This window comes from Agreia pratensis (assembly GCF_900177685.1).
Classification (GTDB): Bacteria; Actinomycetota; Actinomycetes; order Actinomycetales; family Microbacteriaceae; genus Agreia; species Agreia pratensis.
Genome location: NZ_FXAY01000003.1, coordinates 357,916 through 371,688 on the forward strand (window position 1 = coordinate 357,916; position 13,773 = coordinate 371,688).

12 protein-coding genes are annotated in these 13,773 nt (G+C 64.6%); 4 read left to right on the top strand and 8 right to left on the bottom strand.

The genetic code is table 11. The annotated features are described in order from the left end of the window. Positions 1-31: 31 nt before the first annotated feature. The 4 genes from B9Y86_RS11275 to B9Y86_RS11290 form a co-directional block, all read right to left on the bottom strand. Complete coding sequence (locus B9Y86_RS11275) at positions 32-2,176, bottom strand: 3-hydroxyacyl-CoA dehydrogenase NAD-binding domain-containing protein (RefSeq protein WP_085486008.1); 2,145 nt, start codon at positions 2,174-2,176, stop codon at positions 32-34. Continuing rightward, positions 2,173-3,384, bottom strand: a complete 1,212-nt coding sequence (locus B9Y86_RS11280; RefSeq protein WP_078713397.1) for a thiolase family protein — start codon at positions 3,382-3,384, stop codon at positions 2,173-2,175. Before B9Y86_RS11280 ends, B9Y86_RS11275 begins: the two co-directional genes overlap by 4 nt. A 75-nt stretch (positions 3,385-3,459) precedes the next feature. Then, on the bottom strand, positions 3,460-4,725 hold the full coding sequence (locus B9Y86_RS11285) for an HRDC domain-containing protein (RefSeq protein ID WP_410371683.1): 1,266 nt from the start codon (positions 4,723-4,725) through the stop codon (positions 3,460-3,462). Further along, positions 4,718-5,314 carry a DUF3000 domain-containing protein gene (locus B9Y86_RS11290; protein WP_085486012.1) on the bottom strand — a complete coding sequence of 199 codons (597 nt, stop codon included), beginning with the start codon at positions 5,312-5,314 and terminating at the stop codon, positions 4,718-4,720. Before B9Y86_RS11290 ends, B9Y86_RS11285 begins: the two co-directional genes overlap by 8 nt. 112 nt (positions 5,315-5,426) lie before the next feature. Here B9Y86_RS11290 and B9Y86_RS11295 point away from each other — a divergent pair, with 112 nt between their 5' ends. After that, entirely contained in the window at positions 5,427-6,602 is a 1,176-nt protein-coding gene (locus B9Y86_RS11295; RefSeq protein WP_085486014.1) for an alpha/beta hydrolase family protein, read from the top strand. Position 6,603: 1 nt separating this feature from the next. Here B9Y86_RS11295 and B9Y86_RS11300 read toward each other — a convergent pair whose 3' ends face one another. Further along, positions 6,604-7,041: a SufE family protein gene (locus B9Y86_RS11300; RefSeq protein ID WP_085486016.1), complete on the bottom strand. Its 438-nt coding sequence runs from the start codon at positions 7,039-7,041 to the stop codon at positions 6,604-6,606. Positions 7,042-7,073: 32 nt separating this feature from the next. Then, positions 7,074-7,973 carry a sulfurtransferase gene (locus B9Y86_RS11305; RefSeq protein WP_085486018.1) on the bottom strand — a complete coding sequence of 300 codons (900 nt, stop codon included), beginning with the start codon at positions 7,971-7,973 and terminating at the stop codon, positions 7,074-7,076. A 161-nt stretch (positions 7,974-8,134) separates the two neighbouring features. On the opposite strand from B9Y86_RS11305, the gene zapE reads away from it, so the two are divergent. Together zapE and B9Y86_RS11315 are read left to right on the top strand one after the other, a co-directional pair. Then, the gene (zapE, locus tag B9Y86_RS11310) at positions 8,135-9,175 is read left to right on the top strand and encodes a cell division protein ZapE (protein ID WP_085486020.1); all 1,041 of its coding nucleotides are present in this window, start codon (positions 8,135-8,137) and stop codon (positions 9,173-9,175) included. A gap of 236 nt (positions 9,176-9,411) precedes the next feature. Then, the gene (locus B9Y86_RS11315) at positions 9,412-10,686 is read left to right on the top strand and encodes an ammonium transporter (protein WP_085486022.1); all 1,275 of its coding nucleotides are present in this window, start codon (positions 9,412-9,414) and stop codon (positions 10,684-10,686) included. An 88-nt stretch (positions 10,687-10,774) separates the two neighbouring features. On the opposite strand, the gene B9Y86_RS11320 is transcribed toward B9Y86_RS11315, so the two are convergent. Together B9Y86_RS11320 and B9Y86_RS11325 are read right to left on the bottom strand one after the other, a co-directional pair. Next, complete coding sequence (locus tag B9Y86_RS11320) at positions 10,775-11,320, bottom strand: Dps family protein (protein WP_085486365.1); 546 nt, start codon at positions 11,318-11,320, stop codon at positions 10,775-10,777. Between the two features lie 79 nt (positions 11,321-11,399). After that, positions 11,400-13,178 carry a glycoside hydrolase family 15 protein gene (locus B9Y86_RS11325; protein WP_085486024.1) on the bottom strand — a complete coding sequence of 593 codons (1,779 nt, stop codon included), beginning with the start codon at positions 13,176-13,178 and terminating at the stop codon, positions 11,400-11,402. A 92-nt stretch (positions 13,179-13,270) separates the two neighbouring features. Between B9Y86_RS11325 and B9Y86_RS11330 the strand changes: the two genes are divergently transcribed. After that, a complete protein-coding gene (locus B9Y86_RS11330) occupies positions 13,271-13,768 on the top strand; it encodes a type II toxin-antitoxin system PemK/MazF family toxin (RefSeq protein WP_244894732.1) in 498 nt (165 codons plus the stop codon). The last annotated feature ends 5 nt before the right edge of the window (positions 13,769-13,773 follow it).

The following is a 13,773-nucleotide window of genomic DNA, read 5'->3' on the forward strand; positions in this document are numbered from 1 at the left end:
GACCGGAGCGAGCCCCCCGACGCCGGTACAGCTAGTCGGTACCAGCGATTGGCGGGTGGTGGAACGTGTCTCCGAACACCCGCTCGCTCGCGCCCACTCGATCGAGGTACGGCGTCGCACCGCCCATCTGGAATGGGTAACCCGCACCGAGGATGAGGCAGAGGTCGATGTCTTCTGCCGCGTGTACGACATCGTCATCGAGCATCCGCTTGATTTCGTCAGCGAGTCCGTCCTCCACTCGGCGAAGGAGTTCTGCCTCGGTGAGGGCGGTTCCTCCCGGCCCGCCATCGGCAACGATCTTCACGGCCTTCTTGTCGAAGCCCTTGATCGCGCCCTTCGAGTCGCGATCGAAGATCTTGCCGTGCTCCGCGAGCCTATGCAGATTCGAGCTCTCGAAGAATCGATCGGGGAACGCCGCGTGGTGAGTGTCGAGCACGTGCGCACCCACCTTGAGGCCCACGAGCTCGAGCAGTTCGAACGGCGTCATCGGTAGCCCGAAAGGCTTCAGAGCGTTGTCGACCACCTCGAAGGGGGTTCCCGTGTCGACAGCGTGCATCGCTTCGCCCAGCAGCTTCGCCAGAATACGGTTCACGACGAAGCCTGGAGTGTCGCGGGTGATGACCGCGTTCTTCCGCAGCTTCGCAGCGATGACCATCGCTGTGCTCAACGTCGCCTCATCAGTGGAGGGAGTGTTGACGACCTCGATCAGTGGCATCACCGCGACGGGGTTGAAGAAGTGGAACCCGACGAGACGCTCCGGGTGAGCCAGCTTCGCTCCGATCTGCTCGACTGACAGCGACGATGTATTGGTCGCGAGCACAGCCGTGTCTGAGACGTACTTCTCGACGTCGGCGAAGACATCCTGCTTGACGCCGAGCTCTTCGAAGACGGCCTCGATGACCCAGTCGGCGTCGGCGAAATCGGCCTTGTCCGTTGTGCCCGACACCAGGGCGCTGAGCCGGTTGGCCTCGTCCGCACCGATGCGGCCTTTTTCTTTCAGAGTGGCGATCTCATCGCGGATGTAGGCAAGACCCTTGTCGACCCGTGCCTGGTCGAGGTCGGTGATCACGACGGGAACGCGGAGTCGACGGACGAAGAGCAGCGCGAACTGGCTCGCCATGAGCCCGGCGCCGATGACACCGACTTTGGTGACCGGTTTCGCCAGGGTCTTATCCGGCGCGCCCGCGGGCCGCTTCGCCCTCTTCTGCACGAGGTTGAACGAGTAGATGCTCGCGCGGAACTGATCACCTGAGATGAGGTCGGCGAGTGCCTCGTCTTCACGCGCGAATCCGTCTTCAGCAGAACCCGACTTCGCTGCTTTCAGCAGGTCGAGTGCCGCGTACGGCGACGCGGCCACTGTTCCGATCTTCGACTCGAGCATCTTGCGCGCGATCGAGATCGCCGCATCCCACTTCACGAGACGCTCGAGTTTGCCCGGTGCGTTCGGACGCGAGACCGTGATGCGACCGGTGAGGACTCCATCGGCCCAGACGAGGGACTGTTCGAGGTAGGACGCCGGGGGGAAGATCGCGTCGGCGATACCGAGATCGAAGGCCTGTTGGCCTTTCAGCGTGCGGTTGTTCTTCAGCGGGTTCTCGACGACGACCTTGAGGGCGTTCTCGATGCCGATGAGATTGGGCAGCAGGTACGCGCCGCCCCAGCCCGGAATGATGCCGAGGAATACCTCAGGGAGGGCCAGAGCGGGAATCGACGAGTCGATCGTGCGGTAGTCGGCGGCCAGCGCCACCTCCACACCGCCGCCCAGCGCCAGTCCGTTGATGAAGGCGAACGTGGGCACGCCGATGGCTGCCATCTTGCCGAAGGTGTAGTGCCCGAGCTGAGCCATCTGCTTGGCCAACTCGCGGCTCGGGATGTCGCCGACCTTCGACAGATCAGCTCCGGCCGCGAGGATATACGGTTTGCCCGTGACGGCGACGGCCTGAATCTCACCGGCGGATGCCCGCACGGCGAGGGCGTCGAGCACGGCTCCATACTCGAGCAGCGAGTTGGGCCCGAGAGTGGACGGACGCGTGTGATCGCGATCGTTGTCGAGTGTGATCAGTGCCAGCACCTTGCCGCTGGGAAGCGGGATGTCGCGAACGTAGGCGTGGGTCACGACCTCGTCTGCCGACAGTTCTGCCAGAGAAGAGAAGTCGATCGTGGAGTAGTCGGTCATCGCTTCGCTGCCTTCGCCTTCTTGTTGTAGTGAGGGTTCTCCCAGATGACGGTGCCGCCCTGGCCGAGGCCGATGCACATGGCGGTGAGGCCGTAACGCACCTCGGGGTGCTCCTCGAACTGGCGGGCGAGCTGGTTCATCAGACGCACGCCCGACGAGGCGAGCGGGTGGCCGATGGCGATGGCGCCGCCGTACTCGTTGACGCGGGGATCGTCGTCGTCGATGCCGAAGTGGTCGAGGAACGACAGCACCTGCACCGCGAACGCCTCGTTCAGTTCGAACAGTCCGATATCGGTGATCGAGAGCCCTGCCTTGCGCAGTGCCTTCTCGGTCGAGGGCACCGGGCCGATTCCCATGATCTCGGGCTCCACGCCCGCGAAGGCGAAGCTGACGAGCTTCATCTTCGTCGTGAGGCCGAGTTCTTTCGCGGTTGCGCCGCTCGCGAGCAGACAGGCGGTGGCACCATCATTCAGGCCCGAAGAGTTTCCGGCGGTGACGCGGCCATGCGGCCTGAACGGCGTGCGCAGGCCTGCGAGACCTTCCATGGTGGTTTCGGGCCGAGGAGCCTCGTCACGGGTGGCCAGTCCCCATCCAGCGGCGCTGCGCGTCGCGACAGGAATGAGGTCGGGCTGAATCTTGCCGGCCTCGTAGGCGGCGGCGACCTTCTGCTGACTGCGAAGCGCGTAGCGATCGGAGCGCTCTTTCGTGAGCGAGGGAAACCGGTCGTGGATGCGCTCCGCCGTCGATCCCATGTTCAGGGCTTCTTCCGAGACCAGCTTCTCGGCGAGGAATCGGGGGTTGGGGTCGGCATTGAATCCCATGGGGTGACGGCCCATGTGCTCGACACCACCAGCGATGGCGAGGTCATACGCGCCGAAGCCGATCCCGCTGCCCAGGGTGGTGACGCTCGTCATGGCGCCGGCGCACATCCGATCGATGGCGAAGCCCGGAACGGACTGGGGGAGTCCTGCCAGCAGGGCCGCAGTACGGCCGAGCGTGAGTCCCTGATCTCCCTGCTGAGTGGTCGCGGCAATGGCGACCTCATCGATACGTTCTTTGGGAACAGACGGGTTTCGCTCCAGCAAGCCGATGATCGCTTTCACGACCAGGTCGTCTGCACGGGTCTGCCAGTACATGCCCTTTTCACCCGCACGCCCGAAGGGTGTGCGCACCCCATCAACAAATACGACTTCGGCTATTTCGGCCACTTTGCCTCCTTCTGGTTGAGAACCGAGACGATCCTAGAAGGGGGATCAAGAGCGGTCGAAATCCTTTGACTGTTCCTACGACGAGGCTTCGGGCTCGTTCTCTGCCTTTTGGTGGGCATCGACAAAGGCTTGGGCGATCGGCTGTGCAGTTAGTTCAAGCTGCCAGGGGCGCGCGCCGAGTTCTGAGAGGGACGCCGCGATTGCCGCGGCGGTCGTCGGCTCGGGCGGGGTCCACGCTACACGGCGCAGAATCTCGGGAGTGAGGAGATTCTCGACAGGGATGTTGACGAACTCCGACAGCTCCGCGAGGGCCGCTCGAGCCGCCTTCAGACGAGAATCGGCCTCGGGGTTGCGGTCAGACCAGCTGCGCGGAGGAGGCAGGGTGTCTTCGCTTCGGCGGTTGACCGGCAGATCGGTGGCCGCCTTGCCTTCTTCGAGGGCGGCCCACCACCGGTCGATCTCTGTCCGGCTCGCCCGGCCCGAGAATTCCTTCAGCGCGGCGAGTTCTCGTTTCGACTCGGGAAGAACACGTGCCGCCGCGACGAGGCTCGAATCGGGAACCAACCGGCCGGGCGACACATCGATCTCTCGGGCGAGCGCGTCTCGCGCCATCCAGAGCGACCTCGCCACGGCGACATTGCGCGGGTTGCGAAGCGAATGGACGCCCGTGAGCCGACGCCACGGCTCGGCGGCGACCGGTTTGGGCTCTTTCACCCTCGTCGCCTCGAACTCCTGGGCCGCGATCACAGCTTTGGAGTTCTCGATCAGAAGCTCCGCCAACTTGTCACGCAGGTCGGGGAGGAGTTCGACGTCGAGAGCCGCGTATTCGAGCCAGGACTCGGGCAGGGGCCTGCGAGACCAGTCCGCCGCGGAGTGCTCTTTCTTGAGGTGGATGCCGAGGAACTCCTCGACGACGCTGCCGAGTCCGACCCTCGGAATGCCCAATAACCGGGCGGCGAGTTCGGTGTCGAAGATGACACGCGGGTCGAGACCCACCTCGCGAAGACAGGCCAGATCTTGACTCGCGGCGTGGAGTATCCACTCCTCGCGCGAGATCGCATCGTTCAGCTCGGTGAATGAACCGATCGCCGGCGGATCGAAGAGGAAGCTGCCCGCTCCACGTCGGTACAGCTGGATCAAGTACGCGCGTTGCGAGAACTTGAAACCGGATGCCCGCTCCGCGTCGACCGCGATCGGGCCGTGCCCGGCGGCGATGATGTCGACGGCCTCGAGATAGGCCTCCCGGGTATCGATGACAGTGAGCGCGAGCGTGCGGGGTGCCGACTCCGGCGACGCCTGGGTCGTGCCGTTGTCGGGGATGGTCTCGTTGTCGTCAGTCACGCCCGAAGCGCCTCGCATTCAATTGTGTGACTCCGTCGATCGCAGGGGGAAGACCGGCGAGCATGCAGAGCAATTCCCCCCAGCCTTCCACATGCGCTGTCACGTCGAAATCGTCGGGTGTCCACGATGCGCGGAGTTCGATCTGTGCGCCGTCGCCCTGCGACTTCAGCTCACCGAATCCGCTGGAGATGATCTTGGTGGCTGTTCCTGACGCGGCCGAGTACCGTGCGCCGCGCGTGTTGAGCGCGTCCACCAGCCACGACCAGGTGACGTCGGCAAGAAAAGGGTCGAGTCCGATCTCGGTCTCGAGCGGCGCCTGCGCGAAGCAGACGACGCGGAACGCACCGCCCCATGCCTCTGGCTCATCTGGATCGTGAAGAAGAATGAAGCGACCCGTGCCGAGCTCCGAATCCGAACCGTGGCGCTCGGGATTCACGTCTGCGGCCAGCGCGAGCGAATACGGAGCGAGGTTGGCCGGCGAAGGAATCTCGGAGACGACGAGTTCGGGTCTGGTCGCAGCTGCACGGACCGCCGCCACGGCAGCCTCGAAGGCAGCAGGGAGTTCGGACGTGATTGGAGTGTCGGACACGTCTGCAGACTAGAGTTTCCCGCATGCTGCGCGCCGCAGGCACGCCGATGACGACCATTGCGGGCGGGCTCCGGCCTGCCTTCGGCGTCGACGACAGGGAGACCACACCGCTATGACCGCACCCGACGACCGCCGACCCGTGCCGAGCTGGGCCATCGCCACCATCGTGGCGGGAGCGCTGGCCGCTGCGACGGCCGCGGCTGCCGCCGTTCTCACGACGCTCGTCTCTCGCTCGGTCGTCGTACCTCCGAAGAATCCGTCGGAGGACGCGACCATCGAGTCGGTCGACCTCGAGGCCGGAACGATCACTCTGCGTGCGACGGCCGACACGCTCCTGCCCGGTCGATACAGTCTCTGGTTCGATCGCAGCGGCGGGCACGCGCGGATCGGCGAGATCATCGCCGTGCACGGTGGGGCCGTGACCCGTTCTCTCCTCGAGATCGACTTCGGCGACCTCGAACAGGCATCGACAGGGCGAATCAGCGGCTGGTACTTCCTGCACCCGCGCGAGTTCCCTTTCGGCTATCGCAATGTGTCCATCGCCACACCCGTCGGGGATGCTCCGGCATGGCTCATTCCCGCGGCAGATCCCGACTCGACGAAATGGGTCATCCAGGTTCACGGTCGTGCCGTGAGGCGCGCCGAGACCCTTCGCGCGAGCAGAGTCTTCCACGAGGCGGGGTACACATCGCTTCTCGTCTCGTACCGCAACGACGGGGATGCGCCACGAAGCGCAGACGGTCGGTTCCGGCTGGGAGAGACGGAGTGGGAGGACGTCGACGCCGCTCTGGCCTACGCGGTCGCATCCGGCGCGACGAGTGTAATTTTGATGGGCTGGTCGATGGGCGGTGCGATCGTGCTTCAGGTCGCGTCGCAATCGCAGATGAGGCACGTCATCGAAGGCATCGTGCTCGATTCACCGGTGATCGATTGGCACGAGACGCTCCGGTACCGCAGCACGGACATGCGCATTCCTGCGCCCGTGCAGACGGCCGCCTTGGCCACGCTGACACACGAGTGGGGCAATGTCGTCACCGGCCTCGAGAAGTCGGTCGATCTCGACCGCCTCGATTTCGTGGCCCGCAGCAGCGAACTCGACACGCGCATCCTGCTGCTGCACAGCGACGACGATGGATACGTGTCGAGCGTATCGAGCAGAAAGCTCGCCGAACTCCGGCCCGACATTGTGACATTCGCGCCCTTCTCGATCGCGCGCCACACGAAGCTGTGGAACTACGATCCGGAGCGCTGGAACGAAGCGATCAGGTCCTGGCTTCAGGGGGCGTGACTCAGGCTGCGCGCTGGCGCACCTGGCGCTTGATGCGCGCGAGCATCGCCGTCATTCCCCGGATGCGCAGGGGCGAGACCGCGGCGGTGAGTCCGAGCATGCTCGGGTAGTCGTCGGCCAGTCCGAGTACCTGCGAGACCGAGAGCCCCTCGATGCCCTGAACGAGGATAGAGGCGAAGCCACGGGTGGTCGGAGCCTCGGCCGGGGCAGTGGCGAACAGATGAACCGCCTGGTCCGAGTCGACCTCGACGACGATGAAGATCGGCGACTGGCACTCCTCGACGCGCTCGAACAGGTCGGGATGATCCTGATAGCGCTCGGGCAGCTGCGGCAGCTCATTCGAGAACTCGAGCAGAAGCTGCAGCCGCTCCTTGACGTCGAGATCGAGAAAGTCGTCGCGGATCTCCGCAAGGGAGTCGGGAAGTTCTGTCGCATTCATGTCTATGGATTATCGCCTATCCGAGAGCCCTTCTACCGAGCCGGGGCCGCTCCCGGAGCATCTCCGGTGGCGATAGGCACACGCACCGCACTTCCCCATTCCGTCCACGACCCGTCGTAGTTGCGCACCGAATCGAAGCCGAGAAGGTGGGTGAGCACGAACCACGTGTGGCTCGATCTCTCGCCGATGCGGCAGTACGCGATGACCTCGTCACCGTCGACGAGGCCGGCACCCACGCGGTAGATCTCGTTCAGCTCGTCGATACCGCGGAACCTGCCGTCCGGTGCCGCTGCCCGCGCCCACGGAACATTCTGCGCAGTCGGAATGTGGCCGGCCCGCAGGGAGCCCTCCTCCGGATAGGCGGGTGCCGTGGTGCGCTGCCCGGTGTACTCCTCGGGCGAGCGCACGTCGATGAGCGGGCTGCCCAGATGATCGAGCACGTCTTCTTTGAACGCCCTGATGGCGGTGTCATCGCGTTCCACGATCGGATACGACGCAGCGACCACGTCGGACTCATCCGTCGTGATGGCCCTGCCCTCGGCGATCCAGGCGTCCCGACCGCCGTCGAGCAGGCGCACGTCGGTGTGGCCGAAGAGCGTGAACACCCACAGGGCGTACGCCGCCCACCAGTTGTTCTTGTCGCCGTAGATCACGACCGTGCTGTCTCGGGAGATGCCCTTCGACCCCGCCAACGCCGCGAACTGCTCGCCCGAGATGTAGTCGCGCACCACCGGGTCGTTGAGATCGGTGTGCCAGTCGATCTTGACGGCCCCCGGAATGTGCCCGATCTCGTAGAGCAGCACGTCTTCGTCGGACTCGACCACGACGAGGCCCGGTTCTCCGAGATGCGACTGCAGCCAGTCGGTGCTCACGAGGCGTTCCGGATGCGCGAACTCGGCGAAACGGGGCGACGGATCGGCGGCGACGGTCATGGGTGGGTTCCTCCTGGGAGTGCACGCCGGTCGGAGACCGGTTCGGCGGTGTCGGCGGTTTAGTCTGGAGACACTTGTCTCCCCTCGAATCTATGCCGTTCCAGTGATCGTTCTCCCGGAAACGTCTCGGTTCGACACAAACTCTCTGGAAGAGCTCCGTCATGGCGTCGTCCATCCCCACCACACTCGTTCGACTCGTCGATCGAGCCCCCAGCCTCTCCGGAGCCGAGATGGCAGCGGTGCTCGTGCCGCCGCGGCAGTTCGACACCGCGTCGTTCGACTCGTATCGACCTGACCCCGACTACTCCTCGCAGACCGACGCCCTCGAGATCGTGCGGACCTTCTCGACGTCGTGGGCGCCGACAACGCGCTCGGGCGGATTCTTCTCACGAGCGAAGAAGGCGCCAGCCGGGCCGACAGGCATCTACCTCGACGGTGGTTTCGGCGTCGGTAAGACACACCTCCTCGCCGCGCTCTGGCACGCGGCTCCTGGGCCGAAGTACTTCGGTACTTTCATCGAGTACACCGCGATCGTCGGGGCCATGGGGTACGCCGCAGCGGTGAAGCTCTTCACCGGCGCCAAGCTCATCGCCATCGACGAGTTCGAACTCGACGACCCGGGCGACACGATGATGATGACCCGGCTGCTCACCGACCTGAGCGCATCCGGAACCCGTCTCGCCGCCACCAGCAACACGCCGCCCAACGCGCTGGGGGAGGGACGATTCGCGGCCGCGGACTTCCTCCGCGAGATCCAGTCGCTCTCCGACCGTTTCGACACCGTGCGGATCGACGGCCTCGACTACCGTCGCCGCGACATCGAGGGTCACGCCCGGGTGCTCGACGACGCTGGAATCGATAGCGCAGTCTCCGCCGTTCTCGAGAAGGCGAGCTCGGCATCCGTCTCGCGCGACGACTTCGGCGCGCTCATCGCCCACCTCGGCACCATCCACCCCTCGAAGTTCGTCAAGCTCATCGAGGGCATCGATGCGATCGTGCTCGACGGCGTCACGCCCCTGCACGGTCAGACAGACGCGCTGCGTTTCGTCGCGTTCATCGACCGGGTCTACGACGCGCAGATTCCTATCTTCGCGTCGGGCAGCCCGCTCGACGAGGTCTTCGCCGGCGACATGATGTCGGGCGGATACCGCAAGAAGTACCTCAGAGCGGTGTCCAGACTCATCGCGTCGACCCAGTACTGATCGGCCGGCTCGTCTCGCAGCCCCTTTGCGCGATTCCGCAGCGACGCGAAACACAGTTTTTACAATTGCCGCGCGAGCGTTACGTGCCGGAAACATTGGCGCGCACGTTTTGAAACTTCGTCACACGATAGTTGGGCATACCCGAGTGAGGCGCGCGCGCTGGTTTCCTTCTAACGGCATCCCCGTTCGTCATCATCTCTCGGTGCACCTTGCAACAACTAAGAGAGGTAATTTCAATGGACCAGGGCAATACCGCCTTTTTGCTCATAGCAGCAGCCCTCGTACTTCTGATGACGCCGGGACTTGCGTTCTTCTACGGAGGACTCGTCAAGGCCAAGAGCGTCATCAGCATGATGATGCTGAGCTTCGGAGCCATGGGGCTCATCGGCGTTCTCTGGGTTCTGTATGGATACGCCATCACGTTCTCGAACGCGGGCGTCGGCAACTTCGTGGGCATCGACGGCTTCCTCGGAATCGACCTCGACCAGCTCGGTCTGCAGGGTGCGTTCAACGAGGCCACGAGCGGTGACATCACGGCCGCATACCCGACTCTCGCCTTCGCCGCGTTCCAGGCGACGTTCGCCATCATCACGGTCGCCCTCATCTCGGGTGCCATCGCGGACCGGGCCAAGTTCGGCGCATGGATGGTCTTCGCCGGCGTTTGGGCCACGGTCGTGTACTTCCCGGTCGCCAGCTGGGTCTTCAACTTCACCGTCACCGACGGCAAGGTCAGTGACGGCGGATGGATCGCCTACATCATCGGCGCGAACGACTTCGCCGGCGGAACGGCTGTTCACATCAACGCCGGTGCCGCGGCTCTGGCATTGGCCCTCGTCCTCGGCAAGCGAGTGAACTTCGCCAAGGGTGTGCACAAGCCGCACAACCCGCCCTTCGTGCTCCTCGGAGCCGGTCTGCTCTGGTTCGGCTGGTTCGGCTTCAACGCGGGCAGCGAGCTGGCGGCTGATGGCATCGCTGCTGTCGCATTCCTCAACACGATCGCCGCTCCTGCAGCCGCGATTCTCGGTTGGCTCGTCGTCGAGAAGATCAAGGATGGCAAGCCCACCTCGGTCGGTGCTGCATCGGGTGCCGTCGCCGGTCTGGTCGCCATCACCCCCGCGTGTAACATCCTGACGCCGTTCTGGGCCATCGTTCTGGGTATTCTCGTCGGTGCCGTCTGCGCCGTCGCCATCGACCTCAAGTTCAAGCTCGGATTCGACGACTCGCTCGACGTCGTGGGCATCCACCTCGTCGGCGGCATCATCGGAACGCTCTACATCGGTCTGCTCGGCAACAACGTCGGCCTCTTCTTCGGCTTCGGTGCAGAGCAGCTCGGCAAGCAGGCCATCGCAGCGTTCGCCGTTCTCATCTACTCGTTCGTGCTCTCGTACATCATCGGACTCATCATCGAGAAGACGATGGGCTTCCGAGTCAAGAACGAAGACGAGATCGCCGGCATCGACACCGTGGTTCACGGCGAAGAGGGATACATCCTCCTCGAAGAGACCCGCTAACAGCTCTTCCGCATCACCCCACACAGCGAAGAACGGCGTGTCGCTCCCACAGGGAGCGGCACGCCGTTCTTCGTCGTCGGGAAAGGGCCTAGGACTTCTTCGTGGCCGTGCGGTTCTCGGCGGAGACCATCCAGGCGTACTGCTCGAGCTTCTCGATGATGCCGTGCAGGATGTCGGCGCTGGTGGGGTCGGCGTCGTCGACCTCGTCGTGCACATCGCGCATGGTTCCCACCACGGCTTCGATGCGGACGGTGATCAGATCGACGGTCTCGGCCGTGTCGACTTCACCATTCGGGTACTCGGGCAGCGTGGTCGTCGCTGCCACCGTGTCGCTGCGCCCGTCTGGAACAGCGTGAAGAGCTCGGAGTCGCTCCGCGACGGTGTCGCTGAATTCGCGGGCGGCGTCGATGACCTCGTCGAGCTGCAGGTGCAGGTCACGGAAGTTCTTGCCGACCACGTTCCAGTGCGCCTGCTTTCCCTGGAGGTGCAGCTCGATGAGGTCGACCAGAACCTTCTGCAGGCTGTCTGTGAGTGACTTCGAGGCTTTGAAGCCACGTTCGGCATTCTGTCGACGGGTGCTCTTGGCTCCCGCGTCACTCGGTGCACTCGTGGGTCGTTCGATCGTTGTTGTCATGTCATCCACGATATGCATCGGCACCGACAGCGGACCGCGGGTTGCGCGTCGCGGAAAGTCGTGATGGGATGCTGCCGAACTACGACCGACCGGTGATCTCCTCGATCGTGATCGCCGCGTTGACCAACGCCAAGTGGCTCAGAGCCTGCGGAAGGTTGCCGAGGTAGGCGAGGTCGTCAGGATCGATCATCTCCGAGTAGATCCCGACGTCATTCGAGAGGTCGATCATGGCATCCATCTGGGCGACGGACTCGTCGATCCTTCCGACGCAGGCGAGGGCTTGAGCCATCCAGAACGAGCAGGCGACGAAGGCCCCCTCCTCGGAATCCGCTCCCGAGTAGCGGTAGAGCAACGGCCCGCGACCCAGTTCCTCACGCATGGCGTCGATGCTCTTCGACATGCGGTCGCCTCTGTCGAAGCCGCTCGATGCGTGCAAAAGCACCGATGTGTCAAGTTCGTCGGAGCCGGGGTATGCCACGTAGCTCTGCCTCTCCTCAGACCAGCAGTTCGTCTCGATCCACTCGCGTATGTGTTCGCGTTCCGCGATCCACCGAGCCGAGTCGCCCGGGATCTGGCCTTTCTCGCACAGCTCGACAGCGGCATCCAGGGCCTGCCAGCAGCCCATCTTGGCGGAGGTGTAATGCTGCACGTCCTCCAATTCCCACATGCCGGCGTCTTTCTGCCGCCACGCGTCGCAGGCGCGGTCGGCGACGGATGCCAGCAGTCGACCCGTTTCCGCATCCAGGATGTTGCCGGCCGACACGTAGAGCCGCATCACGTCGAACAGATCGCCGTAGACGCCGAGCTGCAACTGCCCGCTCGCGGGGTTGCCCGTCACGACCGGACCAGCACCGTTCCACCCCGGCGCATCCTGCATCGTGACCCCCGACGGCAGTGAGCCGTCGAGACGATAGAAGATGTGCAGCTCGGGCCCGTTCTTTCTGATGGTGGTGAGAAGCCAGGCGACGGCGGCGTGTGTCTCTTCGCGGAGCCCGAATCGGATGAGCGCGTGCAGCGTGTACGCGACGTCGCGCACCCAAGCGAATCTGTAGTCCCAGTTCTTGCCCCCTCGCGGATTCTCGGGCAGGGATGTCGTTCCAGCGGCTGCGATGGCGCCCGTCGGGCTGAAGATGAGCAGCTTCAGCGCAAGGGCGCTGCGGTGAACCTCGTCGGACCAGGGCCCGTCGTAGCTGAACTCACGAGACCAGAACTGCCAGTTCTCGATCGTGCGGTCGATGCCGCGATCGACATTGGCAGCGACCGGAAGGTGCAGAGGCTCGTTCGACGTTCCCACCACGGTGACCACATGACGCGAGTCCTTCTCGGTGGTGAACGACCCGGCGAGGGCGGCATCGCCTCCTCCACGCGGGCCGTGGTCGAGTCCTCGCACGGCGACCGTCACACCGTCGACCCGGATGACCGGTCCGTGCGTCGTCTCCTGTTTCCAGGGAGACGCCGTCGAGAGGCAGGTTCCCGGGGCGACGCGCCAACGGAACCGCACCCGTCCCCGCGTACCGTCTACCCGTCGCGCGAGCTCGGTCCAGGGGAGCCGCCCTGCGATGCCGGTCACCAGGGCGTCGGTGAGAACAGCCTCGCCCGAGTCCGTCGTGAAGGTGGTCTCGAGCACGTTCGTGCCCTCGACGTATCGACGAGACACGGTGAAGTCCTCTACCGGCATCAGATCGATGGCGCCGCCGCCCTCTGCGTCGAGCAGGCGGCCGAAGACGGGGGTCGCATCCATGCTCGGCATCGGCAGCCAGTCGACGCCCCCGTCCTCCGCGATCAGGGCGATCGTCCTCCCGTCGCCGATTACACCGTAGGAGCGAAGGGGGACAGTGCCGTCGGCGCGAATCGTCATTGGTCCTGTCTAGCAACCGACCCTCCTGAACGGATGGGGATTGACGACGCGGTACGCTCGCCGTCATGAGACTCCGGGCATTGACGAGGATCGTGACGAGGCTATTCTCCACGTTCGGCACACGCGAGCCGGCGAGATCCGATTCCGCTCGGGGCGGGGCCGTGAACCCGTCTCCGGGCCGGTCGGGAGCGAATCCGACGGTCGAGGTGGCGAGCGAAGCGCTCGGGCGACGTCGTATCGTGTTCGACCCCAGAGTCGACGGCAGGCCGGATCCGGGAGAGGTCGTCTGGACGTGGGTGCCCTACGAAGAGAACGACGGCCGAGGCAAGGATCGCCCCGTTTTGATCGTGGCGCGTGACTCCGCGCGGTCGGTGTTAGCGCTGCAACTGACGAGCAAGCCGCACGATCGCGATGCACAGCGCTTCGTCTTCGTCGGACCGGGGCCTTGGGATTCGCAGGGCCGTCCGAGCTGGGTGCGTCTCGACCGGGTCTTCCGTGTCTTCGAGTCGGGGATGAGGCGTGAGGCCAGTTCGGTCAGCCGCACGCAATTCGCCGCGGTCTCTTCGGCGCTCACTGGCCGGCGCTCGTAACGCAG